Annotated in this window: 20 protein-coding genes and 1 tRNA gene; 11 read left to right on the top strand and 10 right to left on the bottom strand. The window is 60.9% G+C overall.

The window, feature by feature from the left end; all coding sequences use genetic code 11:
- Positions 1 to 39: 39 nt before the first annotated feature.
- Entirely contained in the window at positions 40 to 204 is a 165-nt protein-coding gene (locus GU3_RS16820) for a YbaM family protein (RefSeq protein WP_014292672.1), read from the bottom strand.
- 250 nt (positions 205 to 454) lie between these two features.
- On the opposite strand from GU3_RS16820, the gene GU3_RS11300 reads away from it, so the two are divergent.
- The 3 genes from GU3_RS11300 (at position 455) to GU3_RS11290 (ending at position 4,074) form a co-directional block, all read left to right on the top strand.
- The gene (locus GU3_RS11300; RefSeq protein ID WP_014292671.1) at positions 455 to 1,084 is read left to right on the top strand and encodes a TetR/AcrR family transcriptional regulator; all 630 of its coding nucleotides are present in this window, start codon (positions 455 to 457) and stop codon (positions 1,082 to 1,084) included.
- Positions 1,085 to 1,111: 27 nt separating this feature from the next.
- Positions 1,112 to 3,376 carry an acyl-CoA dehydrogenase gene (locus GU3_RS11295; protein ID WP_014292670.1) on the top strand — a complete coding sequence of 755 codons (2,265 nt, stop codon included), beginning with the start codon at positions 1,112 to 1,114 and terminating at the stop codon, positions 3,374 to 3,376.
- Positions 3,377 to 3,447: 71 nt separating this feature from the next.
- Complete coding sequence (locus GU3_RS11290; protein WP_014292669.1) at positions 3,448 to 4,074, top strand: bifunctional 4-hydroxy-2-oxoglutarate aldolase/2-dehydro-3-deoxy-phosphogluconate aldolase; 627 nt, start codon at positions 3,448 to 3,450, stop codon at positions 4,072 to 4,074.
- Positions 4,075 to 4,145: 71 nt separating this feature from the next.
- On the opposite strand, the gene pyk is transcribed toward GU3_RS11290, so the two are convergent.
- The 4 genes from pyk to sodB form a co-directional block, all read right to left on the bottom strand.
- On the bottom strand, positions 4,146 to 5,585 hold the full coding sequence (gene pyk / locus GU3_RS11285; RefSeq protein ID WP_014292668.1) for a pyruvate kinase: 1,440 nt from the start codon (positions 5,583 to 5,585) through the stop codon (positions 4,146 to 4,148).
- Positions 5,586 to 6,125: 540 nt separating this feature from the next.
- Positions 6,126 to 6,977, bottom strand: coding sequence for a MurR/RpiR family transcriptional regulator (locus tag GU3_RS11280; RefSeq protein WP_014292667.1), 852 nt, complete (start codon positions 6,975 to 6,977; stop codon positions 6,126 to 6,128).
- Between the two features lie 309 nt (positions 6,978 to 7,286).
- Positions 7,287 to 8,600, bottom strand: coding sequence for a 30S ribosomal protein S12 methylthiotransferase RimO (gene rimO / locus GU3_RS11275; protein ID WP_014292666.1), 1,314 nt, complete (start codon positions 8,598 to 8,600; stop codon positions 7,287 to 7,289).
- 132 nt (positions 8,601 to 8,732) lie between these two features.
- A complete protein-coding gene (gene sodB, locus GU3_RS11270; protein WP_014292665.1) occupies positions 8,733 to 9,317 on the bottom strand; it encodes a superoxide dismutase [Fe] in 585 nt (194 codons plus the stop codon).
- A gap of 270 nt (positions 9,318 to 9,587) precedes the next feature.
- Between sodB and GU3_RS11265 the strand changes: the two genes are divergently transcribed.
- Together GU3_RS11265 and solA are read left to right on the top strand one after the other, a co-directional pair.
- Positions 9,588 to 9,926: a Grx4 family monothiol glutaredoxin gene (locus GU3_RS11265; RefSeq protein WP_014292664.1), complete on the top strand. Its 339-nt coding sequence runs from the start codon at positions 9,588 to 9,590 to the stop codon at positions 9,924 to 9,926.
- A 108-nt stretch (positions 9,927 to 10,034) separates the two neighbouring features.
- Entirely contained in the window at positions 10,035 to 11,168 is a 1,134-nt protein-coding gene (solA, locus tag GU3_RS11260) for an N-methyl-L-tryptophan oxidase (RefSeq protein ID WP_014292663.1), read from the top strand.
- A 47-nt stretch (positions 11,169 to 11,215) separates the two neighbouring features.
- Here the strand turns inward: solA and aguA are convergent, their stop codons facing one another.
- Complete coding sequence (aguA, locus tag GU3_RS11255) at positions 11,216 to 12,286, bottom strand: agmatine deiminase (RefSeq protein WP_014292662.1); 1,071 nt, start codon at positions 12,284 to 12,286, stop codon at positions 11,216 to 11,218.
- Entirely contained in the window at positions 12,286 to 13,176 is an 891-nt protein-coding gene (aguB, locus tag GU3_RS11250) for an N-carbamoylputrescine amidase (protein ID WP_014292661.1), read from the bottom strand. Before aguB ends, aguA begins: the two co-directional genes overlap by 1 nt.
- Positions 13,177 to 13,310: 134 nt before the next feature.
- Between aguB and GU3_RS11245 the strand changes: the two genes are divergently transcribed.
- The gene (locus GU3_RS11245) at positions 13,311 to 14,213 is read left to right on the top strand and encodes a LysR family transcriptional regulator (protein WP_014292660.1); all 903 of its coding nucleotides are present in this window, start codon (positions 13,311 to 13,313) and stop codon (positions 14,211 to 14,213) included.
- 100 nt (positions 14,214 to 14,313) lie between these two features.
- Here GU3_RS11245 and GU3_RS11240 read toward each other — a convergent pair whose 3' ends face one another.
- The gene (locus tag GU3_RS11240) at positions 14,314 to 15,636 is read right to left on the bottom strand and encodes a Na+/H+ antiporter family protein (protein WP_014292659.1); all 1,323 of its coding nucleotides are present in this window, start codon (positions 15,634 to 15,636) and stop codon (positions 14,314 to 14,316) included.
- A gap of 232 nt (positions 15,637 to 15,868) precedes the next feature.
- Here GU3_RS11240 and GU3_RS11235 point away from each other — a divergent pair, with 232 nt between their 5' ends.
- A complete protein-coding gene (locus GU3_RS11235; RefSeq protein WP_014292658.1) occupies positions 15,869 to 16,474 on the top strand; it encodes a peroxiredoxin C in 606 nt (201 codons plus the stop codon).
- A 70-nt stretch (positions 16,475 to 16,544) separates the two neighbouring features.
- Here GU3_RS11235 and GU3_RS11230 read toward each other — a convergent pair whose 3' ends face one another.
- Entirely contained in the window at positions 16,545 to 16,790 is a 246-nt protein-coding gene (locus GU3_RS11230) for a TIGR02647 family protein (protein WP_014292657.1), read from the bottom strand.
- A 172-nt stretch (positions 16,791 to 16,962) separates the two neighbouring features.
- On the opposite strand from GU3_RS11230, the gene modF reads away from it, so the two are divergent.
- Together modF and GU3_RS11220 are read left to right on the top strand one after the other, a co-directional pair.
- Positions 16,963 to 18,441, top strand: coding sequence for a molybdate ABC transporter ATP-binding protein ModF (gene modF, locus GU3_RS11225; protein ID WP_014292656.1), 1,479 nt, complete (start codon positions 16,963 to 16,965; stop codon positions 18,439 to 18,441).
- A 67-nt stretch (positions 18,442 to 18,508) separates the two neighbouring features.
- Positions 18,509 to 19,174: a cupin domain-containing protein gene (locus GU3_RS11220; RefSeq protein ID WP_237711139.1), complete on the top strand. Its 666-nt coding sequence runs from the start codon at positions 18,509 to 18,511 to the stop codon at positions 19,172 to 19,174.
- A 31-nt stretch (positions 19,175 to 19,205) separates the two neighbouring features.
- Here the strand turns inward: GU3_RS11220 and rnt are convergent, their stop codons facing one another.
- The gene (rnt, locus tag GU3_RS11215) at positions 19,206 to 19,865 is read right to left on the bottom strand and encodes a ribonuclease T (protein WP_041543156.1); all 660 of its coding nucleotides are present in this window, start codon (positions 19,863 to 19,865) and stop codon (positions 19,206 to 19,208) included.
- A 247-nt stretch (positions 19,866 to 20,112) separates the two neighbouring features.
- On the opposite strand from rnt, the gene GU3_RS11210 reads away from it, so the two are divergent.
- Both GU3_RS11210 and GU3_RS11205 read left to right on the top strand, forming a co-directional pair.
- Positions 20,113 to 20,200 (top strand) — tRNA-Ser (locus GU3_RS11210).
- 243 nt (positions 20,201 to 20,443) lie between these two features.
- Positions 20,444 to 23,740 (top strand): EAL domain-containing protein, encoded by a 3,297-nt coding sequence (locus tag GU3_RS11205; RefSeq protein WP_237711138.1) that lies wholly within the window; start codon positions 20,444 to 20,446, stop codon positions 23,738 to 23,740.
- The last annotated feature ends 2 nt before the right edge of the window (positions 23,741 to 23,742 follow it).

Below are 23,742 nucleotides of genomic sequence, written 5' to 3'. Positions count from 1 at the left end.
CCCGGTCCGGGGCGTTTTTATGTGGGCACGGCCATGCCGTCAGCCGTTGTCATCCGCCTGCTGCTCGGCCAGCTTGCGCTCAAAATCCCGGGTCACCATGGCCAGGGCGGCCAGGGCCAGCTCGGGCGTTACCTGGTTGAGTTCAAGCAGTTCAATGAGGTCAACGGCCAGTTGAATGTGGGCGGGGGCGTCTTTCAGGCTCATGATGAACGGAGTAGATAACGAATGGCGTCAGTGTACCCCAATAAAGCCGCTTAAAAAAATGCCCAGCGAAGACGCTGGGCCAAGGCTTAGTGCTTAATTGCAGTGGCACTAAGTATGAACGCCCCGCCGCCAAAAGGTTCCCGCCCACCACAAAAAAACGAACAAAAAATGTTCGCCGGTTTTTGCCTTGACAGCCACCGGGCTCAAACATAGATTTTAAACAAGTGTTTTAATCTGGCCGGGGTGGCGGATGACCCGCAGGGATACCAAGCAAAAAATACTGGATGCCGCCGAGCTGCTGTTTGCCGAACAGGGGTTCAGCGATACCTCTCTCAGGGTGATCACCACTGCCGCCGGTGTGAACCTGGCCGCGGTCAACTATCATTTTGGCTCGCGCAAGGATCTGATCAAGGCGGTGATGGACAGGTATCTCGGCCTGTTTATGCCACAACTGGATGAGGCCCTGGTACGGCTGCTGGCGCAACCGCAGATCAGCGTAAAGCAGGTGTTTGACTGTTTTGTGGCGCCCCTGATGGCACTGACCCGGGTGCGACCGCGTGGCCCCGCGATCTTTTTGCAGTTGCTGGGGGGCGGCTACATGGACAACCAGGGCTTTTTGCGCTGGTTTATTATCAACCACTATGGTGAGGTGGTTGCCCGTTTTTCCCAGTGTATTCGGCGGGCGGCACCGGCATTGTCTTCCGCCGAGCTGTTCTGGCGGTTGCATTTCACCCTGGGTACCGTGGTGTTCACCATGGCCTCCAGCGAGGCGCTCAGGGACATTGCCAGAAATGATTTTAATGAAGATATCGACGTGGAAGGCCTGGTACGCAAGGTCATTCCCTACCTGGCCAGCGGCATGGAAGCCCGCACCGATTGATACAACCAGGCGGTTGAGGAGGTCATGATGAGTTTACGCAGAAAGTGGATAAGCGCCCCGGCCTTTGCCACCTTCAAAAAGGTGTTGCCTCCGCTGTCGGCAACCGAGCGTGAAGCCATGGAGGCCGGCTCGGTGTGGTGGGACGGCGAGCTGTTCAGCGGCCGGCCCGACTGGAGCAGGCTGCTGTCTTACGGCCCGGCCCGACTGAGCGAGCGGGAGCAGTCCTTTCTCGACAACGAGGTGGAAACCCTGCTGGCCATGCTGGACGATTACCGGATTGTCAGCGAGGAGCGGGAGCTGCCCGAGCCGGTGTGGGATTATCTGCGTAACAACGGTTTTTTCTCGCTGATCATTCCCGAGTCTTACGGCGGGCTGAATTTTTCCGCCTTTGCCAACTCCACCATAGTGGCGCGCATTGCCAGCCGCAGTACCAGTGCCTCGGTGACCGTCATGGTGCCCAATTCCTTGGGGCCGGGCGAGCTGCTGATGCACTACGGCACCGAAGCTCAGAAACAGCGCTGGTTGCCGGGGCTCGCCAGCGGTGCCGAAATCCCCTGTTTTGCTCTGACCGGGCCCGAGGCGGGCTCCGATGCCGGCTCCATCCCCGACAGCGGCGTGGTGTGCATGGGCGAGTTTGAAGGCGAACAGGTGCTGGGGCTGCGGCTTAACTGGGACAAGCGCTACATCACCCTGGCCCCGCGGGCGACCGTGCTGGGGCTGGCATTCAAGCTGTACGATCCCGACCATTTGCTGGGCGATACCGAGGCGCTCGGCATTACCTGTGCCTTGATCCCCACTTCCCACCCCGGAGTTAACATCGGAGACCGTCACCTGCCCATGGGTCTGGCGTTTTTAAACGGTACCACTCAAGGCAAGGAGGTGTTTATTCCCCTCGACTGGATCATCGGCGGCCCCGCTTACGCCGGGCGCGGCTGGCGCATGCTGGTGGAATGTCTGTCGGCGGGGCGGGGTATTTCGCTGCCGGCGCTGGGCACCGCCAGTGGCCACCTGGCCACCCGCAGCACCAGTGCTTACGCCGTGGTACGCAAGCAGTTCGGCCTGTCCATCGGTCGCTTTGAAGGGGTGCAGGAAGCCCTGGCCCGCATTGGCGGCCTGACCTACCAGCTGGAGGCCACCCGGCGACTGACCACCCGGGCCCTGGATCTGAATGAAAGCCCGGCCATCGTCACCGCCATCTCCAAGTATCACATGACCGAAATGGCGCGCACTGTGATGAACGACGCCATGGACGTGCATGCCGGCAAGGCCATTCAGATGGGCCCGAAAAACTACCTGGCCCACAATTACATGGGCATGCCCATCGCCATTACCGTGGAAGGGGCCAACATTCTGACCCGCAACCTGATGATTTTCGGCCAGGGCGCCACGCGCTGTCACCCTTATGTGCTGAAGGAAATGGAGGCTGCCGCCAATCCCGACGAGCAGGCCGGCCTGGCGGAGTTTGATCGCCTGCTGTTCCGCCACCTCGGTTTTGCCACCGGCAACGCCCTGGGTGCACTCTGGCAAGGGCTGACCGGGGCTCGCTTCAATGGCTCGCCGGTATCCGGCGACACCGCCCGCTATTACCGCCAGCTCAGTCGCATGAGCCGGGCCCTGGCCCTGTGCGCCGATGTGTCGATGTTGATGCTGGGAGGGGAGCTCAAGCGCAAGGAGATGCTGTCGGCCCGGCTGGGGGACGTGCTCAGCCACCTGTACCTGGCCAGCGCCACCCTCAAGTACTTTGAGGACAACGGCCGTCCCGCCGAGGAGTTGCCCTTTGTGCATTATGCGGTGAGCCGCAACCTGCATTCGATTGGCGAGGCCCTCACCGGCTTTTTGCAGAACTTTCCCAACCGGCCGGTGGCCTGGAGTCTGAAGGCGCTGATCTTTCCCCTCGGCAACCGCTATCGTATGCCGGCGGACAGGGAGGTGCACGCTATTTGCCGGCAGCTGATGACCCCCGGCGGCGTGCGTGACCGGCTTTCGGCGCTGTGTTACCTGCCGCCGGCAGACGAGCCGGGGCTGGGTGAACTGGAGGCCGCCTTTAACGCCATGGTCGCCGTGCAGGAGGTGGAAAAGAAAATGGTACGGGCACAGAAAGACGGTGTTCTGCCTGCCAAACTGGCCTTGCCGGCATTGCTTGAGCGAGCCCAGCAGGCGGGGGTGATCACCGAGACCGAAGCGCACCGGTTACGGGAAGCGGACGAGCTGCGCCGGCAGGCCATTGCCGTGGACAGTTTCGCCCCCGGTGTGCTCAGCCGCCGGCAGGGGAAAAAGAGCAATGCGGCCTGAGCGCTGTTATGCTGCAGGCCGGGCACGGGCCCGGCCTGCAGCTCTGTTTATGGGATTCACTGCGTACCGACATGATCTTACTCACTGAACGCCTTGCACACCTGAAAATTCTGCCGGTCATTACCCTGGAGCAGGCCGACGCCATTTTGCCCCTGGGCCGGGTACTGGCCGACAACGGCCTGCCGGCGGCAGAGATTACCTTTCGCTCCACCGCCGCCGTCGCCGCCATTCGGCTGCTGCGCCGAGCCCACCCCGAGATGCTGATTGGCGCCGGTACTGTGCTGAGCCGGGCGCAGGCCCAGGCGGCGCAGGCGGCCGGCGCGGACTTTGTGGTGTCGCCGGGGTTCAACCCCAACACGGTGAACGCCTGCCGGGAGCTGGGGCTGCCCATTATTCCCGGCGTCAACAATCCCAGTACCATTGAAGCGGCGCTGGAAATGGGGCTGACCACACTCAAGTTCTTTCCGGCGGAGGCCTCCGGCGGCATCAGGATGATCCAGGCGTTGCTGGGCCCCTTTGATCAGCTCAGCCTGATGCCCACCGGTGGCATCAATGCCGACAATATTCGGGAGTATCTGGCCCTGCCCGGGGTGATCGCCTGCGGCGGCTCCTGGATGGTGGACCCGTCGCTGATCAGGGCCGGTCACTGGGAGGAGATTGCCCGGCTGACGCGGGAGGTGGTGGCCCTGGTGCAATAACCAGCGCAAACGGGGCACAAAAAGGCCGGGCAATATGCCCGGCCTTTTGCTGTCGGTGGAGTAAGAGCGGCTTACTCGACGGTGAGGATCTTGCAGGTGTTGGTGCTGCCCACCACTTCCATCATGTCGCCGTGGGTCAGCAGGACCAGGTCGCCGCTGCTGACGTGGCCGGACTGCTTCAGGGTGGCGATGGCCTCACGGCAGATTTCGGAGATGTTCTTGCTCTCGTCGGCCTTGAAGTACACTGGCGTTACACCACGGTACAGGTTGGCCCAGGACAGGGTTTTTTCTTCCTGGGACAGGGCGAAGATCGGCAGACCAGAGCTGATGCGGGACAGCAGCAGCGGGGTGGTGCCGGAGTGGGTCAGCGCCACGATGGCCTTGACACCCTGCAGGTGGTTGGCGGCATACATGGTGGACATGGCCACGGTCTCTTCCACCGAGGTGAAGGTAAAGTTCATGCGGTGGTTGGAGACATTGATGCTGGGGTGCTTTTCGGCGCCCAGACACACTTCGGCCATGGCCTTGACGGTTTCAACCGGGAACTGGCCGGCAGCGGTTTCGGCAGACAGCATCACCGCGTCGGTGCCGTCGAGCACGGCGTTGGCCACGTCCATGACTTCGGCACGGGTGGGCAGCGGCGCGGTGATCATGGACTCCATCATCTGGGTGGCGGTGATCACTACGCGGTTCAGGCGGCGGCTGGTGCGGATCAGCTTCTTCTGCACACCCACCAGCTCGGGGTCACCGATTTCCACACCCAGGTCACCCCGGGCGACCATCACGGCGTCGGAGGCCAGTACCACGTCTTCCATGGCGGCGTCGGTGGCCACGGCCTCGGCGCGCTCTACCTTGGCCACCATCTTGGCGTTGCTGCCGGCGGCGCGAGCCAGTTCGCGGGCAATGCGCATGTCTTCACCGGTGCGGGGAAAGGACACGGCCAGGTAATCCACGCCGATCTTGGCGGCGGTCTTGATGTCTTCCTTGTCCTTGTCGGTCAGGGCCGGCGCGGACAGACCGCCGCCTTTCTTGTTGATGCCCTTGTTGTTGGACAGGGGGCCGGCCACGGTGACTTCGGTCAGGACCTTGTTGCCTTCCACGCCTTCCACGCGCAGTTGTACCCGGCCGTCATCCAGCAGCAGGATGTCGCCGTTTTTCACGTCCCGGGGCAGTTCTTTGTAGTCGATACCCACGCTTTCCTGGTTGCCTTCGCCCTTGGGCAAATCGGCGTCCAGCACGAACTTGTCGCCAAGGTTGAGCTGGATTTTGCCGTCCTTGAAGGTGGACACGCGGATCTTCGGACCCTGCAGGTCACCGAGAATGGCCACGTGCTTGCCCAGTTTCTTGGCAATGGCGCGCACCTGGTTGGCGCGGTTCATGTGATCTTCCGGGGTACCATGGGAGAAGTTCATGCGAACTACGTTGGCGCCGGCGGCAATGATGCCTTCGAGGTTGTTGTCGCGGTCGGTGGCCGGGCCCAGGGTGGTTACGATCTTGGTGCGTCTTAACATGAGAGACTCCAATTGGAAGAAAGAATGAATACGACAGAAAAAACAGTATTGTGCATCAGACCAGGGGGACGCTGATGCGGAAGAAGCGGGCAAGTGTCGGCAGTCACTGAGGAGATGACCATATTCAGGGCCGAAACTGACGAATAATGGAAAGGCCAGGGGCTGCTCACGGTCCGACACTTCATCCTTGGTTTATGAAATTGTTATCGATGATAACCGAAGCCATTGTAAAAGTGTAGACGGGATCACAAAAATGCCGGGGTTTTCATACGGGCTTGATCGAGGTCAAGGACAGCCGTAATAGGTCGGGATATGCAGCGGATGAATTATGGCAAGTTGATGAAAGAAAAGAAAAAGTTAGATTAAATTTGCCATTGCTGTACGACATGAAAACGACCGGCAGTACAAGCTGATTATTTATTGTGCTCAGCCTGGCGATATATTGTGGCGGTTTCGCTGTAACATTTTCTACCGCGAATTAACATGGGGGGCGGCTTGCCGGCCGGGCGAGATGCCCGGCCCACCTAACCAAAGGCAGCGTCAGTAATGGGGCCCGTCGAAGCGGGAATTCTTGATGCCTTCCTTTACCTTTTTCAGGTTTTCCCGAAAGCGGGCGCCCCGGCGCAGAATAAAACCGGTGGCGAGTACGTCGATCAGCACCATCTGGGCCAGGCGGGAAGCCATGGGCAGGTAGACGTCGGTGTCTTCCGGCACGTCCATCGACAGCACCACGCTGCACTCCCGGGCGAGGGGGGAGTCCTTGGCGGTCAGGCCAATCACCACGGCGTCGTTCTGCCGGGCCAGCTGGGCGATTTCCACCAGCGCCTTGGTGCGGCCGGTGTGGGAGATCAACACCACCACATCCCCTTCGGAGCTGGCGATGCAGCTCATGCGCATCATCACCACGTCATCAAAGCACAGCACCGGCACATTGAAGCGGAAGAATTTGTTCATGGCGTCGTGGGCCACGGCGGAGGAGGCGCCCAGGCCAAAGAACGACAGCTTGCGCGCCTGGGTGAGAATGTCGACGCAGCGGTTCACCGCCTGGGGATCCAGGCTGTGCCGGGCGGAATCGAGGCAGGCCATGCTGGACTCGAAGATCTTGGCGGTATAGGACTCGGGACCGTCGTCCTCTTCCACGTGCCGGTTTACATAGGGGGTACCGTTGGCCAGGCTCTGGGCCAGGTGCAGCTTGAAGTCGGGAAAACCCTTGGTATCGAGACGACGGCAGAAGCGATTGACGGTGGGCTCACTGACGTCCGCCAGTTTGGCCAGCGCCGCGATGCTGGAATGAATGGCAGTTTGGGGCGAGGAGAGGATCACTTCTGCCACCTTGCGTTCAGACTTGCTGAAACTGTCGAGATTTTTGGTAATTTTTTCCAAGGTATTCATCTGAACTTCCGGCTCAGTAAGGCGGGGAGAACCCGGCCCGAATGATGAAAAACAACAGGATACACTATACAGCACCAGCCCCTGGGGTAAGAGCCCTGCCATACCAAAGTATGAGAAAATTCTGAAAAAATTACTTGGCGGGCGAAAAAAAAGCCAAAAAAACTGTAGCTAAACAACAAATGAAATGAATTGACGACACGGCGGGGTACAAAAAAGCCCCGTTGCCGGGGCTTAAATCTCTCTTTCGTCATGCTCGCGAAGGCAGGAGTGACCAATAAGGCATGGCTGCGTGGGAGTGATCCGTCTACGTCAGGCCAGCTCGGCCCAGAGGTCGTACTCGTCGGAGTGGGTGACGGTCACATTGACCATGTCGCCGGGCTTGAGGCCGGTTTCACCGTTCAGATAGACCATGCCGTCGATTTCCGGGGCATCGGCGCTGGAGCGGCCGATGGCACCTTCCTCATCCACCTCGTCGATCAGTACCTGTATGGTCTTGCCCACCTTTTGGGCCAGGCGACGGGTGGAAATCTGCTGCTGCAGCGCCATAAAGCGCTCGTAGCGTTCCTGCTTGACGTCTTCCGGCACCGGATCCGCCAGCTCGTTGGCGCGGGCGCCTTCCACCGGGCTATAGGTAAAGCAGCCCACCCGATCCAGCTCGGCCTGCTCGATAAAGTCGAGCAGCATTTGAAAGTCTTCCTCGGTCTCACCGGGAAAGCCCACAATAAAGGTGGAGCGAATGGTCAGCTCGGGGCAGATTTCCCGCCAGCGGCGAATGCGCTCCAGGGTGCGCTCCACCGCGCCGGGGCGCTTCATCAGCTTGAGAATGCGCGGGCTGGCGTGCTGCAGCGGAATATCCAGGTAGGGCAGGATCTTGCCGTCACGCATCAGCGGAATAAGGTCGTCCACGTGCGGGTAGGGGTAAACGTAATGCAGGCGCACCCACACGCCCATTTTGCCCAGCTCTTCACACAGGGCCTGAATGTGGGTCTTCACCGGCATGCCGCTGGCAAAACCGGTTTTGTGCTTCACATCCACCCCGTAGGCGGAAGTGTCCTGGGAGATCACCAGCAGCTCTTTCACGCCGGCGTCCGCCAGCCGGCCCGCTTCGGCCAGCACGTCACCGATGGGACGGCTGTCCAGATCGCCCCGCATGGACGGAATAATGCAGAAGGTGCACTTGTGGTTGCAGCCTTCGGAGATCTTCAGGTAGGCGTAGTGCTTGGGGGTCAGTTTGACGCCCTGCTCGGGCACCAGGTTGACGAAGGGGTTGTATTCCGGGCGCGGCACATAGCGGTGTACATGCTCCAGTACCTGCTCGTAGGAATGGGGGCCGGTGATTTCCAGCACCTTGGGGTGCACTTCACGGATCTGATCTTCCTTGGCGCCCAGGCAGCCGGTGACGATCACCTTGCCGTTTTCGTTGAGGGCCTCGCCGATGGCTTCCAGAGATTCCTGTACGGCGCTGTCGATAAAACCACAGGTATTGACGATCACCATATCGGCATCATCGTAGGAAGGCACCACGTCGTAACCTTCGATACGCAGCTGGGTCAGAATACGCTCGGAGTCGACCAGGTTTTTCGGGCAGCCGAGAGACACAAAGCCGATACGGGGAACAGACATACTCACTAGAATGGACTCACTTTGACGGACAAACACAGGAAAGGGCGCATTTTACACTCAGGGAGCTTGATTAAAAAAGCCCCAATAACAAAAACACCCCGGCGAGCCGGGGTGTTTTCAGCAGATAAAAACTTACTTGGCGAAGTTTTCTGCTACGAAGTCCCAGTTGACCAGGGCCCAGAAGGCTTTCACATAGTCGGGACGTACGTTGCGGTAGTCGATGTAGTAAGCGTGCTCCCACACATCGCAGGTCAGCAGGGGAGTCAGACCGGCTTCGGTCAGCGGGCAGCCGGCGTTGGAGGTGTTTACCAGGCCCACGGTGCCGTCAGCCTTTTTCACCAGCCAGGTCCAGCCGGAGCCGAAGTTGGTCACGGCAGACTTGGTGAACTCTTCCTTGAAGGCGTCGAAAGAACCGAACGCCGCCTTGATGGCATCGGCCAGGGCACCGGTGGGCTCACCGCCGCCGTTGGGAGACAGGCAGTGCCAGTAGAAGGTGTGGTTCCAGACCTGAGCGGCGTTGTTGAAGATGCCGCCGGAAGAAGTCTTGATGATGTCTTCCAGGGACTTGCCTTCGAATTCGGTGCCGGGAACCAGGTTGTTCAGGTTAACCACATAGGTGTTGTGGTGTTTGCCGTGGTGATATTCCAGGGTTTCCTGGGAGATATGGGGTTCCAGGGCATTCTTGGCATAAGGCAGTGCGGGAAGTTCAAAAGCCATGTTCAATTCTCCATTATTATGCGCCGTTTGAAACCGGCGAAGACATTGCTGCTTGCTTCTTGATATGACGGTTACGACTTCAATCAGCTTAGTCGCAGACCGCTAAACTGCTGACAGAATTGTAACAGTTTGCCCGCGAACGAAACAACAACAGCTTTTGTGCGGGTACCGGCGGGGGGGATCCGTGTCCGCAATTAATCGGTTGCGGCCCTTGAGACCGGGAAGGGATGCAGTAGAATGAAGCCTTTAGCAACTTTGTCCGAGGTGGTCATGGACACCATTGAAAAAATCAAAACCCAGATCAGTGAAAACCCCATTCTGCTGTACATGAAGGGCTCGCCCAAGTTTCCGAGCTGCGGTTTTTCCGCCCAGGCGTCCCAGGCCCTGATGAACTGCGGTGAACCTTTTGCCTACGTGGATATTCTGCAAAACCCCGAGATCCGCGCCGAGCTGCCCAAATACGCCAACTGGCCGACCTTTCCCCAGCTGTGGGTGGAAGGGGAGCTGATCGGCGGCTGCGACATCATCATCGAGATGTTCCAGCAGGGCGAGCTGCAGACCCTGATCAAGGAAACCGCCGCCAAGCATCCCAAGCCCGAGCAGGCCTGATACTCAAGCCGGCAGTGTGATGCTGCCGTTTTCTTAATCACGGGGCGCCGTGGCCAAAGGCCGGCGCCCCGATTGTTTTGGCCCTGTTCGAACAAGGTAAACGCCACCATGGATGCAGACATTCTCATTATCGGCGCCGGCTCGGTCGGCATGGCGGCGGGCTTTTACGCGGCCCGCCGGGGGGCCCGGGTGCTCCTGCTCGACGAGGGGCATCCGCCCCATGCACTGGGCTCCCACCACGGCAGCACCCGGCTGACCCGTACCGCCTATGGTGAGGGCGCCGCCTATATTCCGCTGCTGCTGCGGGCGAAAACCTTGTGGACCGAGCTGGAGCAACTGAGTGGTGAGCGCTTGTTCGAGCCCTGTGGGGTGCTCAACCTGGGCGTGGCCGATAGTCCTTTTCTGGCCCAGGTGGAACGCAGTGCCGCCGAGTACTCGCTGGCTCTGGAGCTGGAAAGTGCGGCCGGCATCACCGCCCGCTGGCCGGGCTGGCACCTGCCTGCCGACCTGGTGGGTGGCTTTGAACCCGGTGCCGGTGTGCTTTATTGCGAGCAGGCATTGCGGGCCTGGCACCGCCTGGGCACTGCACACGGGGCACGGCTGCTGGGCGGGCGCACCGTCACCGGGCTGCGTGCGGTGTCCGGCGGGGTGGAAGCGGCGCTGGCCGATGGCGGACGGGTCACCGCCGGCCGGGTACTGGTGTGTGCCGGACAACGGGTGGCGCCCCTGATGGCGTCACTGGGGCTGGTGTTGCCGGTGCAACGGGTACGCAAGACCTTTGCCTGGTACCAGGCCGATGCCGGGCGCTACGGACTCGGGGTCTTTCCCGGCTTTTCCGCGGTGCTCAACGATGCCATCTACTACGGCTTTCCCACCCTGAGCGGCGAAGGGCTTAAAATTGGCCGGCACGACGCCGGCCAGCCACTGGCGCCGGGAGAACCCCTGGCTCCCTTTGGTTTTTATGCAGAAGACAGGGCGGAGCTGGATGCCTTTGTGCGGACCTATCTGCCGGGAGTGGGAGAGTGGCTGGAGGGCAAGGTGTGCCACTACCTGCGCACGCCGGACGAGCACTTTATTCTGGACCGGCATCCCGAGCTGGATCGCGTGTTTTATGCCAGCGCCTGCTCCGGGCACGGCTTCAAGTTTGCCGGGGTACTGGGCGAGGTGTTTGCTCACTGGATGCTCGACGGCGAGCCGGGCTTTGATCTGAGCCCCTTTGCATTAAGCCGTTTCGGCCAATAAAAAAACCGGGGTCTGTGAACCCCGGTTTTGAACGCGTCAGCCAGCGTTTATGCCGCTGGTATCTGCTGGGTAATACAGTGAATATTGCCGCCGCCGAGCAGAATTTCCCGCGCCGGTATGCCCACCACTTCCAGCTCCGGAAAGATGGTTTCCAGCCGTGATTTCGCCTCACCGTCGGTGCGCGGATCCAGCAGCGGAAACAGCAGCCGGCCGTTGGTGATAAGAAAGTTCACGTAGGAAGCCGCCAGCCGCTCACCCGCCGGGCGCGGCACGCCACTGCCACTGGCAATGCCGGCGGCTTCCTGCTCACTGATATACAACGGACCGGGTTGAGGCAGCAGCCAGACTTTAAGCTTGCGGCCTCTGGCGTCCACCGCCGAGCTCAGCACCTCAAAGGCAGCCTGGGTGCGTACATACTGCGGATCCAGCGGGTCGTCGCAGCCGTGCAGAATCACCTCACCCGGGCGGGCAAAACAGGCCATGTTGTCGATATGGCCGTCGGTTTCGTCCATGTACACCCCTTCATCCAGCCAGATAAAGGTGGTGACTCCCAGGGTGTCGCGCAGGTGCTGCTCGATCTCGGCCTGGCTGAGGTGCGGGTTGCGGTTGGCATTGAGCAGGCACTCCTTGGTGGTAAGCAAAGTGCCTTCGCCGTCCACGTGAATGGAGCCGCCTTCCAGTACCAGCGGGCTTTCTACCGCCGGTATCTGGTGTTGGGCCAGCATGGCTTGCGCCATGGCCTGATCCCGGTCCCAGGGCGCATAAAGGCCGCCGTGGTCGCCGCCCCAGGCGTTGAAGCGCCAGTCAATGCCCTTGATGCCGCCCTGGCCATCGACCACTACGGTGGGGCCGGTGTCTCTGGCCCAGGCATCATCGCTGTCAATCTCTACCAGGGTCACCGCCGCCGGCATGGTGGCGCTGGCCTGGTCCATGTCCGCCGCGGGCACCGCCATGTATACCGGGGTCACCGCCGAGATGGCCTCGGCCAGCCTGGCAAAGGTGGCCTGTGCCGGCGCACCGTGCTCTCGCCAGTTGTCCGGGCGGTGGGGCCAGATCATCCACACCGCCTGCTGGGGCGCCCACTCGGCGGGCATGTAAAAGCCCTTGAGTGCGTTCATCAGCGGCCTCCGGGCAGTTTGCCGTCGGAGGTCAGCAGGGTCTGGTACATGGCCGGACGGCGGTCCCGGAACAGACCCCAGCTGGCGCGGGTTTTGGCAATTTCCGCCAGGTCAAAGCGGTGCACCAGCACGCACTCGGAGGTCTTGTCCGCCTGCTGCACCAGCTCACCGAACTCATCGGCAATAAAGGAGGAGCCGTAGAAGGTGATTTCCAGATTGTCGTGGTATTTGCTCTGCTCGGTGCCGATGCGGTTGGAGGCGATCACCGGAACCAGGTTGGCGGCGGCATGGCCCTGCTGGGTGCGGGTCCAGTGGGGCTGGCTGTTGATGCTGGCATCCTGGGGCTCGGAGCCGATGGCGGTGGGGAAGAAAATCAGCTCAGCCCCCAGCAGCGCCAGGCTGCGGGCGGTTTCCGGGAACCACTGATCCCAGCAGATGCCCACGCCGATTTTGGCATAGCGGGTCTGCCATACCTTGAAGCCGGTGTCGCCGGGCGTGAAAAACTGCTTTTCCTGGTAGCCGGGGCCGTTGGGAATGTGGGTCTTGCGGTACAAGTCCAGCAGGCTGCCGTCGGCGTCGATCACCACCAGGGAGTTGTAATAGGCGTTGCCGGCACGCTCAAAGAAGCTGAGCGGCAGCACCACTTCCAGCTCTTTGGCCAGGGCCTGAAAATGGGCGATCAGCGGGCTGTTGTCCACTTCCTGGGCCAGGGCAAAGTGCTCCGGGCTTTGATCGATGCAGAAATAGGGGGCTTCAAACAGCTCTTGGATCAAAATAATCTGAGCGCCCTGACTGGCGGCCTGGCGTACCAGCTTTTCGGCGCGGGCGATGTTGTCGTCTCGGTTCCAGCTACAGGCCATCTGGGTGGCGGCCACGGTTACCATGGTCATATCAAGGCTCCTTGTATCGGGTCAGAAACCGGTGCGGTTGCAGTGCACCGGTTGGGTGAGGTTGAGTCTGCGGCTTGCCAGCTCATCCATCAAATGAATAATATTTATTACATTATCCATGATGTGAATAGTGTATGAAACTTCACCAGCTCGATCTCAACCTGCTGCTGGCCTTTGACGCCCTGATGACCCAGCGCAATGTTACCCGGGCGGCGCAACAGTGCTTTATCAGTCAGCCGGCCATGAGCCATGCCCTAAACCGCCTGCGCCAGTTTTTTGAAGACCCGCTGCTGGTGCGCAGCGCCACCGGCATGCAGCCCACCCAGCGGGCGCTGAGTCTGCATCAGGCGGTGCGCCGGGCACTGGTGCTGCTGGAGCAGGAGCTGGGCCGGGAAGCGCATTTCGAGCCGACTACTTCTCGCCGCCGTTTTGTGATCAGCACCACCGATTATGTGGAGTGTGTGCTGATCCCGCCGCTGATACGCCGGCTGAAAACCCTGGCGCCGGGGGTGCGCATTGAAATTGATATTTTGCGGGACCAACTGCCCGAGGCGGCCCTGGCCAATGGCGAGGTGGATCTGGTGCTGGGCTTTGATGAATACATGCAGGTGCCGGGATCGCTACGCATCGAAACCTGGCTCACCGAGCCGTTGGCGGGCATTGTGGCCGACGATCACCCCGAGGTGGGGGAGGCCCTGTCACTGGAGCAGCTTACCGCGCTGCCCCATGTGTTTCATTCGCCACTGGGCACCCGCGAGGCCAGCATCGACACCTGGCTCGCCCGGCAGGGGCTAAAACGGCAGATTTCCGTCAACAGCCAGAGTTACATGTCGGCGGCGGCCATCGTGGCGCAAAGTGATCACCTGCTGGTGCTGCCGAGCAAGGTGGCGGCCCTGCTGGCCGGCGCCTGGCCGTTAAGGCAGGTGGCATTGCCGGCGGATTTGCCCGCCTACCACCTCAACTGCGTCTGGCACCCGCTGCACGACCGCCAGCCCGCCCTGCACTGGTTGCGGACGTTACTGCGTTCGCTGATTTGAGCTGAGGGTAAGGAGTGAGGAGAAATGGGTAAGGGGATGGAAACAAAAGTGCCGGGCAAAGCCCGGCACAAACTCACAACCGAATGATGGGAGTTGAGGCTTACAGCACCATGGCCGCGAGCCAGCCAAAGCCAATCAGCGGAATATTGTAGTGCAGGAAGGTGGGCACCACCGAGTCCCAGATGTGATCGTGCTGGCCGTCGGCGTTCAGGCCCGAGGTAGGCCCCAGGGTGGAGTCGGAGGCCGGCGAGCCCGCATCTCCCAGGGCACCGGCGGTGCCGATGATGGCCAGGGTGGCCAGGGGTGAAAAACCGAGCGACATGCACAGGGGCACATAAATGGGGGCGATGATCGGAATGGTGGAAAACGACGAACCGATGCCCATGGTGATCAGCAAGCCCACCACCAGCATGGCCAGCGCCGCCAGGGCGCGGTTGTCGCCGAGCACCGTCGCCACCGCCTGCACCAGGCTGCCAATGCCGTCGGTGGCCTTGATCACGGCGGCAAAGCCGGCAGCGGAGATCATGATAAAGCCGATCAGCGACATCATCTTCACCCCCTGGGTAAAGGCATCCTGACTTTCCTGAAACTTGATCACGCCGCCCATGGTGAAGATCACAAACCCCACCATGGCGCCCAGGATAATGGAGTCACTGTACAGTTGCAGGCTCAGTGCACTGACAATGGCGACCACGGCAATGCCGATATGCAGCGGATTGATTTGAATATGCTCCGGCTCCACCGCCAGGATTTTGCTTTCGTCGTACCGGCGGGGCTGGCGATAGCTGACAAACAGCGCCACCAGCAAGCCGAGGAACATGCCGGCCACCGGAATGCCCATGGCCACGGGCAACATGGCCTTGCTGGCCTCGACCCCGTTTTCCACCAGGTTGGCCAGCAGAATGTTGTTCAGAAAAATGCCGCCAAAGCCCACTGGCAGCATCATGTAGGTGGCGGTCAGGCCAAAGGTCAGCACACAGGCCACCGCCCGGCGATCCAGCTGCAAGCGGGCCATGACGTGCAGCAGCGGCGGCACCAGAATGGGAATAAAGGCGATGTGAATGGGGATCAGGTTCTGGGACGACACTGCCGCCAGCAGCAGGGCACACAGCAACACCGCCTTGATCCACAATACCCGTGCCTGGCTGGCATCCTGGCCCAGGGCGCGAATAATGCGCACCGCCAGCAAGTCGGTAATGCCGGAGCGGGAAATGGCCACCGCAAAGGCGCCCAGCATGGCATAGCTGAGGGCGATGGTGGCGCCGCCGCCGAGGCCGTCGGCAAAAATCTTCGCGGTGTCGGTCAGCGACAGGCCGCCCACCAGCCCGCCGACCAGGGCGCTCAGCGCCAATGAGATCACCACGTTGATGCGCAGCAGGCTCAGCACCAGCATCAGACAAACGGCGACGACAACGGGATTCATGGCATATCCTTCAGGTTTTAACAAAAAAAGAAGCGGGTAGTTTGCAAATTGAGGCGGGAATGTCGAGCATTATTTTGCTTTTAGCCCTAACCGACCGAACTGTCTGTTTTTTGAGCGGCCGGTGAAACTTGCCGGTCTTCACCCTTGGGTTTGGTGATGGGCACCCATATACTGTGTCACTGATTCGGTATGGTTTTTAAAAACCGTTCTGTTAAACCCCAAGGAGATAAAGATGAGCGTACTGGTAGGCCGTCAGGCACCCGACTTTACCGCTGCCGCCGTGCTGGGCAATGGCGAAATCGTTGAGAACTTCAACCTCAAGGAGTTCACCAAGGGCAAAGCCGCCGTTGTGTTTTTCTACCCGCTGGACTTCACCTTCGTGTGTCCTTCCGAGCTGATCGCTTTCGATCACCGTTTTGAAGAGTTCCAGAGCCGCGGCGTGGAAGTGATTGGCGTGTCCATCGACTCCCAGTTCAGCCACAACGCCTGGCGCAACACCGCCATCGACAAGGGCGGCATTGGCCACGTCAAGTATCCGCTGGTTGCCGACGTCAAGCACGAAATCTGCCAGGCTTACGACGTTGAGCATCCGGAAGCCGGTGTGGCCTTCCGTGGCTCTTTCCTGATCGACGCCAACGGCGTGGTGCGCCACCAGGTTGTGAACGATCTGCCCCTGGGCCGTAACATCGACGAGATGCTGCGCATGATCGACGCCCTGCAGTTCCACGAAGAGCACGGCGAAGTGTGCCCGGCCCAGTGGGAAAAAGGCAAGGCCGGCATGCAGGCCTCTCCGGACGGCGTGGCCAGCTACCTGTCCGAGAACGCCGCAGGCCTGTAAGGCTCGCTGCGTTGAAGGTAACAATGCCGGCTTATGCCGGCATTTTTTATGGCTGCGGTTTGTTCCTGTCTCAGGCGGGAGTCGGCTCCTTGAGCAGGCCGAGCATCAACTGGGCGTGTTCGGCGGTTTCGCGGCCCAGCTCGGTGAGGTAACCGCCGTCAGCCTGGGTGATCAGCCCCTTCTGATGCAGGCGTTCGGCGGCCTCGACCATGCCGGGGCTGGCATCATGATGCACCTTGATGCCTTGCTGAGTGGTGTCGAGATCAAAATGCAGCAAGAGGTTGAGTTCATCCATCAATGCTGGGTGATAGCGCATAAGCAGTCCTTGTCAGCGGGTGAGAAACACCTATGACGTTAGCCTGTTATGGCGCTCATGGGTGAGGCGCGGCTCACAATTACCGTGTCGACCGGGTCTTTTTCGGGCTTGCATCCGGTGGTCCGGTTGCGGATTATGTGAGTTTTGTCACAACAACCAAGGAACATGCCCCATGAGCGCCATTTGTATTAAGGACGCCCGTTTTGCCATCAGCGAACGTCACCAGTTGCACATTCCCGCACTGAGCCTGGCCGGAGGCCAGTGCTGGGCGTTCGTGGGTGCCAACGGCAGTGGCAAAACCGCCCTGGCCCGGGCCCTGGCGGGGGAGCTGAAGTGCCTTGAAGGCCGAACCGAGCACGACTTTGCCCGGGTGGAGTGGGTATCCTTCGAGCAGTTGCAGCAACTGACAGATCGGGAGCGGGACGAAGACGACAGCGATCTGCTCGATGCCCAGGATGATGGCCACAGCGCCCGGCAGATTATCCTTGAAGGCGGTGACGATCACGACCGGCTTGAGGCGCTGGCGCACCGTTTTGGTATTACCGCGCTGCTGGATCGCGGCTTCAAGTACCTGTCCACCGGCGAAACCCGCAAGGTACTGTTATGCCGGGCGCTGCTGAGCCGGCCCGAGCTGCTGGTGCTGGACGAACCCTTTGATGGGCTCGACGTTCATGCCCACGAGGGACTGATGAGCCTGCTGGCCGAACTGGTGGCCGCTGGCCAGACGCTGGTGCTGATCGTCAACCGCTTTGAAGAGCTGCCCGACTTTGCCAGCCATCTCGGCATTCTGGCCGAGTGCGAGCTGACCCAGGCCGGCCCGCGCGACGTGGTGAGTGCCTCGGTTGAACTGCAGCAGCTCCATCACCTGGCGGCACTGGAAGCCAGCACCCAGGCTCTGCCGCCGGCGGATCCGGACGCCGAACGCCGGGAGCTGGACGGTGACACCCCGCGCATTGTGATGCGCGATATGCGTGTCAGCTACGGCGACAAGGTCATTCTCAACGGCCTCAACTGGCAGGTGAATCCGGGGGAGCACTGGCAGGTGATGGGCCCCAACGGTGCCGGCAAGTCGACCCTGCTGAGCCTGGTGACCGGGGATCATCCGCAGGGGTACAGTAACGATCTCACCCTGTTCGGCCGGCGCCGGGGCAGCGGCGAGACCATCTGGGACATCAAGCAGCACATCGGCTATGTCAGCACCACCATGCAGCAGGATTACCGGGTCACGGCCACGCCGAAGGCGGTGATACTGTCGGGTTTTTTCGACTCCATCGGGGTGTATCAGCAACCGGGCGACGCCCAGCTCAAGCTGGCCGACCAGTGGCTGGCGCTGCTCGGCATGGAGCAACTGGCCAATGAGCCGTTCCGCCAACTTTCCTATGGCCAGCAACGGCTGCTGCTGATCGCCCGGGCCATGGTCAAGCATCCGCCCATACTTATTCTGGACGAGCCGCTGCAGGGGCTCGATACCTTTAACCGCCACTGGGTCAAGCGCTGGATCGATCTGCTGGTGGCGGAAGGCGGCACCCAGTTGCTGTTTGTCTCCCACCATCCGTCGGACGCACCGGCCTGCATCAGCCACCGGCTCAGTTTTGTGCCCGATGGCGAGGGCGGTTATAGCTACCCCTGCGAGGCGCTTAACAAAGCTTGACCCGAAACCAGGACGGGGTCAGGATGGGGATCCCACTTGTTCGTCGGGATCCTTACCGATGCTGAATATGGACTTCTCTCAACCTGTATCCCTTTCTTACCAGCCCGACCGCTGGCAGCCATCGCCGGCCGCCGGGGTGTGGCGTTATCCGCTGGAGCGGGAAGCGGCCGAATGCGGCCATGTCACCAGCCTGGTCCGTTTTGAGCCGGGCGCGGTGTTTCCCGAGCATGAACACCCCCTGGGGGAGGAATTCTGGGTGCTGGAAGGCACCTTCTCCGATGAAAACGGCGATTATGAGGCGGGGTGTTACGTCCGCCATCCGCCGGGCAGCCGGCACCGGGCCTTCAGCCGTGACGGTTGCGTGATTTTCGTCAAGCTTAACCAGTTCGCGCCCGGCGACGATGCATTCAAGGTGGTGCGGGAAGAGCAGGGGCTCTGGCTGACCGGTGAGCACGGTTTTCGCCGGCTGGCGCTGCACCGTTATGACGGGGTCAACACCAGTTTGCTGGCCTTTGCCGAGGGGGGACGTTTTCCTGCCTGCTGTTACCGGGCCGGGTTGGAGCTGCTGGTGCTGGAAGGAGAGTTGAGTGATGGCACCGAGCGGTTTGGTCCGCTCAGCTGGTTGCGGCTGCCGCCGATGACGGTGCCAGGTCTGCAGGCCAGTGGTCACTGCCGGTTGTGGGTGCGTACCGGCCATCTGGCAGGCGCACGACCGGTGGAGCACGCCATCTAAAAACGCAGCCCGCTCATGGCGGGCTGTTTTATCATTGTGGCTCGGGCTCACCGAAATCCGGCGTATCGGCGGGGGCGGGGGGCCAGCCGCCCAGCAGTTTCCAGCGATTGACGATGGTGCAAAACAACTCGGCGGTTTTGCGGGTGTCGTACAGGGCGCTGTGGGCTTCCTTGTTGTCAAAGCTCATGCCGGCGGCGCGGCAGGCCTTGGCCAGCACCGTCTGCCCCAGGGCCAGGCCGGCCAGGCTGGCAGTATCAAAGGTGGCAAAGGGATGAAAGGGGTTGCGTTTGAGCTCGGCGCGCTCCGCCGCCGCCATCACAAAACCGTGATCAAAAGAGGCGTTATGGGCCACGATCACCGCCCGCTGGCAGTGGTTGGCCTTGATGCCTTTGCGCACGCCCTTGAAAATCTGCTCCAGCGCTTCCCGTTCGGTGACGGCGCCACGCAGGGCGCTCCAGGGATCGATGCCGGTGAACTCCAGCGCCGCCGGCTCCAGATTGGCGCCCTCGAAAGGGGTAACATGAAAATGGAAGGTCTGATCCGGGCTCAGCCAGCCATTCTTGTCCATTTTCAGGGTAATGGCGGCAATTTCCAGCAGGGCGTCGGTGCGGGCATTGAAGCCGCCGGTTTCCACGTCGATCACCACTGGGTAGTAGCCTCGAAAACGCTCGTGTAGCTGAGTGGCTGACATTGTTGCCGTCATGTTGGTCCTGTCGCTGCAAAAAACGGTCGTCCATTATGCCAGAGTCGATAGCCATCGTCGCCCGTCGCGAGGCCGGTGCGAGGGGGTGACGCAATAATGTGCAAACGGAATCGCAAGCAAAGAAAAAGGGTTGCACCCGGCGCTGGCCTTGCCTACTATACGCCCCGCTGACAAGGCGCAGGCCTGCAGCTCAGAGTGAAGCTAACACTACTGAATAAAATTTTGCATAAAATTTGGTGAGGTGTCCGAGTGGCTGAAGGAGCACGCCTGGAAAGTGTGTATACGGCAACGTATCGAGGGTTCGAATCCCTCCCTCACCGCCAGACTTAAGCCCAAGTATTTTAAATACTTGGGCTTTTTCGTTTTGGTTCGCCGTGCGGGGCGGACGTACTTCCCCGCGGATGGTCAATTGATCGCCGAAACGCGTGAAAACTCACTTTTACCTTCCTCAGGCCGGCTGGCTTCTTAAAAAAACCTCTCTTTTTGTGCCAATATGGCCGCCTTAATCCATATGGAACCCCTGTGTGCCGGGGATGGAGATGGCGTTTGGTTCAGGAGGGGAATGGGTGAGTGAGCGATTGCCGGTGTCTGCACAACACAGACACCATCGGGAAGTGATCAAGAGCTGTTGTTGGATTGTGCTGCTGGCGCTGATCCTGGGGTTGTCCCAGTGGCTGCCCGTATTTCAACGGGTCGAGTTTCTGCTCCATTACCTGCCGTTGAACATCATTTTTGAAGTGTCGGCCTTTGCCATCGCCATGATGATCTTTGGCATGGCCTGGGTTACCCAGCGCTACCGGCCTTCCTGGCAGAGCCTGGTGATCGGTATCGGGTTTCTGGGCATCGGCCTGCTCGATCTTTCCCATGTCTTGTCCTACCAGCAACTCCCGGACTTTGTTACTCCCAACACCCCGGACAAGGCCATCAACTTCTGGCTGGCGGCGCGCGCACTCACGGCGGCGGTGCTGCTTTACGTGGCCTTGCTGCCGTCCCTGATGGAAAAACGGGCCACCGCCGGCCAGCGCCGGACGCTGCTGCTACTGATGCTGGCCCTGGTCGCGCTGGTACATGGCTGGTTTTTCCTGTTGCCCGAACGGGTTCCCGCCACCTATGTGGTGGGCCAGGGCTTGACCGACTTCAAGGTGCGCTTTGAATACGTCATTATCGGTGCCCATGTGCTGGCCGCGTTCGGGCTGGTTAACCGCTACCGTACCGAGGGCTTTCTCGGTTACCTGTATCTGGCCGTCTCCGCCATCATCATGGCGATGGGAGAGTACTTTTTTACCGCCTACATCGACTTTACCGACGCCAACAACGTACTGGGCCACCTTTACAAAATCATTACCTACGGGTTTTTGTGCCGGGCGCTGTTTCGCGAAATGGTCTACGAGCCTTACCAGCAGCTGCACGATGCCCGCTCACGGTTGCAGGCCACCATGGACGCCCTGCCAGACTCCCTGTTTGAGGTGACGGCGCAGGGAGAGATCCTGTCGGTTTACGCCGGCGGTGATTCGGGCGGCGTTCCGGCGATGCAGGCAGGGCCCCGTGCCCGAGTGCGGGACTGGCTGTCAGCGCCGGCCGCAAGGGTCTTTTTCGATGCCCTGCGCAATGCCGAGCGGGAGGGCGTGGTCCATGATATTCGCCTGCGGGCGGGCGAGGGGGCAAACGGCCGTGACCTGGGGCTGTCGGTGTCCAAAAAGCAACATGATGGCGAGAGCCGTTTTCTGGTGCTGTCCCGGGACATCAGCCGGCAGGTGGCAAACGAAACCCGCATTCTTCATGAAACCCGTTTAAACAGTGCCCTGTTGCTGTTCAACAACCTGGCCCGGGAGCGCGACGAGCAGCATTTACTGCTCTGTGGCGCGCAACAGGCGGCGGTGCTGACCGGTAGTGACGGAGCGCTTATCCATCTGAGCGGGCCCGGCGGCGTTTTGCGGGAGTCCCCCATTCGTTTTGGGGTGCAGGCCGAGCCCGCAGGGGGCGGTGTTGCGCCCTGGCAACAGGCCGCCGGCAGCGGGCAGGTGGTCGGCTGGACAGAAGGACGGCATGGTCTCAGCCTGCCGGTCCAGGGCCAGGACGGAGCAGGCCTGGTGATCAGCGTGTCGGGCCGGCCCGGCGGCTACGGAGAGCAGCAGCGCGACACCCTCCACATGCTGGCCAGTACCCTGTGGAGCCAGCTCAGCCAGTGTCGTCAGCACAGGCTTATCCAGCTGTTGTCAACGGCGCTGGAGCAAAATCCCTACCCAGTCATCATTACCGATGATCGGGTGCGCATCCAGTTCGTCAACCGGGCGTTTACCCGGATCAGTGGCTATGCCGCCGACGAGGTCATGGGTCACAATCCGAAAATGCTGAAGTCGGGCAAAACCGAGCACAGGGTTTACCAGGAGATGTGGGCCTGCCTTAACCAGGGTCAGCCCTGGAAAGGAGAGCTGATCAACCGTCGCCGCAACGGCAGCCTGTATATTGAAAGTGCCTCCATTTATCCCATCAGTGATGGGACCGGCAGGGTGGTCAACTACGTGGCCCACAAGGAAGACATCACTCAACACCGGGAAAACGAGGAGCGGCTGCGCCAGTTGTCCCAGTTCGATCAGCTCACCGGGGTGCTCAACAAACACGCCTTTGAGCAGCAACTGGTCCAGCAGATGGCCCGGACTCGGTTGCGGGGCGAGCGCTTGTCGCTGCTGTGGCTGGATCTCGATAATTTCAAGTCGGTCAATGACACCCTTGGCTACGTGGCCGGTGACGAGCTGCTGGTGGATATTTCCAACCGCCTGAGGGCGTTGCTGGCGCCGGGCAGCCTGATTGGTCGCCCCGAGGGGGACAGTTTTGTGCTGGCGGTGGAGGGCCGTGAGCAGGAGTCGGTGGCGCTGCTGGCCGAGCGGGTGCTGCAGCGTGTGCAGCAGCCGGTAACGCTGCATGATAACCCGTTGTCGCTCAGCGCCTCGCTGGGCATTGCCACCTTTCCCCACGACGGGGATACCGCCGTGGCGCTGTTCAAGGCGGCGGAGCTGGCCATGTACAGGGTCAAGCAGGACGGGCGCAACGGCCTGCGCTTTTATGCTCCCGAGATGCAAAAACACAGCGAGCGGGCTCTGGCCCTGGCCACCGCCCTGAAGAATGCCCTGGCCGGCAACGAGCTGACGCTGGCCTACCAGCCCCAGCTTGATCTGCAGCGCAATCGCATGACCGGCGCCGAGGCCCTGCTGCGCTGGCGCCACCCCGACTGGGGCCTGGTGTCGCCGGCCGAGTTTATTCCCCTGGCGGAGCAGAACGGCCTGATGGTCAGTATTGGCTGGTGGGTGATCGAGCGAGTACTGGAGCAGCTGGCGGCGCTGCGCCGGGCGGGCTGGACAGAGCTCACCATCGCGGTGAATGTGTCGGCGGTGCAGCTGGTGCAACCGAATTTTGTGCGCGATCTTCAGGCCCGGGTCGAGGCCAGTGGTGTGCCAGCATCAGCCCTCGATCTGGAGCTGACCGAGTCGGTGGCCATGATCAACCCGGAAGACACCGGCGAAAAGATCGGCCGTCTCAGCGCCGCCGGGTTTCGGATTTCCATCGACGATTTTGGTACCGGCTATTCCTCCATGAGCTACCTCAAGCGCTTCTCGGTAGACAAGATCAAGATAGACAAGTCCTTTATCGACGAGGTCACCCACAACCATGAAGACAAAACCATCGTGAACGCCATTATTCACATGGCCCGCAACCTGGGCATGAGCACCATTGCCGAAGGGGTGGAGACCGAGGAGCAGCTGAATACCCTGCAGCGCAAGGGCTGTGACGCCATTCAGGGATACTGGTACAGCCGGCCGCTGCCCGCCGAGGACCTTGCCGGCTTTGTGCAGGAACACGGCTGATT

The sequence above is a fragment of the Oceanimonas sp. GK1 genome (assembly GCF_000243075.1).
Classification (GTDB): domain Bacteria; phylum Pseudomonadota; class Gammaproteobacteria; order Enterobacterales; family Aeromonadaceae; genus Oceanimonas.
Note: the sequence above shows the minus strand (reverse complement) of the source record. Positions and strands in the feature narration are given on the sequence as shown.

Excerpts from the sequence above, each read along its gene's own strand:
- GU3_RS11240 (WP_014292659.1), bottom strand. The coding sequence starts at position 15,636 with ATGAATCCCGTTGTCGTCGCCGTTTGTCTGATGCTGGTGCTGAGCCTG.
- rnt (WP_041543156.1), bottom strand. The coding sequence starts at position 19,865 with ATGTCAGCCACTCAGCTACACGAGCGTTTTCGAGGCTACTACCCAGTG.
- aguB (WP_014292661.1), bottom strand. The coding sequence starts at position 13,176 with ATGACCATGGTAACCGTGGCCGCCACCCAGATGGCCTGTAGCTGGAAC.
- aguA (WP_014292662.1), bottom strand. The coding sequence starts at position 12,286 with ATGAACGCACTCAAGGGCTTTTACATGCCCGCCGAGTGGGCGCCCCAG.
- pyk (WP_014292668.1), bottom strand. The coding sequence starts at position 5,585 with ATGTTAAGACGCACCAAGATCGTAACCACCCTGGGCCCGGCCACCGAC.
- GU3_RS11235 (WP_014292658.1), top strand. The coding sequence starts at position 15,869 with ATGAGCGTACTGGTAGGCCGTCAGGCACCCGACTTTACCGCTGCCGCC.
- GU3_RS11230 (WP_014292657.1), bottom strand. The coding sequence starts at position 16,790 with ATGCGCTATCACCCAGCATTGATGGATGAACTCAACCTCTTGCTGCAT.
- GU3_RS16820 (WP_014292672.1), bottom strand. The coding sequence starts at position 204 with ATGAGCCTGAAAGACGCCCCCGCCCACATTCAACTGGCCGTTGACCTC.
- GU3_RS11290 (WP_014292669.1), top strand. The coding sequence starts at position 3,448 with ATGATCTTACTCACTGAACGCCTTGCACACCTGAAAATTCTGCCGGTC.
- GU3_RS11295 (WP_014292670.1), top strand. The coding sequence starts at position 1,112 with ATGAGTTTACGCAGAAAGTGGATAAGCGCCCCGGCCTTTGCCACCTTC.
- GU3_RS11245 (WP_014292660.1), top strand. The coding sequence starts at position 13,311 with ATGAAACTTCACCAGCTCGATCTCAACCTGCTGCTGGCCTTTGACGCC.
- rimO (WP_014292666.1), bottom strand. The coding sequence starts at position 8,600 with ATGTCTGTTCCCCGTATCGGCTTTGTGTCTCTCGGCTGCCCGAAAAAC.
- GU3_RS11300 (WP_014292671.1), top strand. The coding sequence starts at position 455 with ATGACCCGCAGGGATACCAAGCAAAAAATACTGGATGCCGCCGAGCTG.
- GU3_RS11265 (WP_014292664.1), top strand. The coding sequence starts at position 9,588 with ATGGACACCATTGAAAAAATCAAAACCCAGATCAGTGAAAACCCCATT.
- GU3_RS11280 (WP_014292667.1), bottom strand. The coding sequence starts at position 6,977 with ATGAATACCTTGGAAAAAATTACCAAAAATCTCGACAGTTTCAGCAAG.
- GU3_RS11220 (WP_237711139.1), top strand. The coding sequence starts at position 18,509 with ATGGACTTCTCTCAACCTGTATCCCTTTCTTACCAGCCCGACCGCTGG.
- modF (WP_014292656.1), top strand. The coding sequence starts at position 16,963 with ATGAGCGCCATTTGTATTAAGGACGCCCGTTTTGCCATCAGCGAACGT.
- solA (WP_014292663.1), top strand. The coding sequence starts at position 10,035 with ATGGATGCAGACATTCTCATTATCGGCGCCGGCTCGGTCGGCATGGCG.
- sodB (WP_014292665.1), bottom strand. The coding sequence starts at position 9,317 with ATGGCTTTTGAACTTCCCGCACTGCCTTATGCCAAGAATGCCCTGGAA.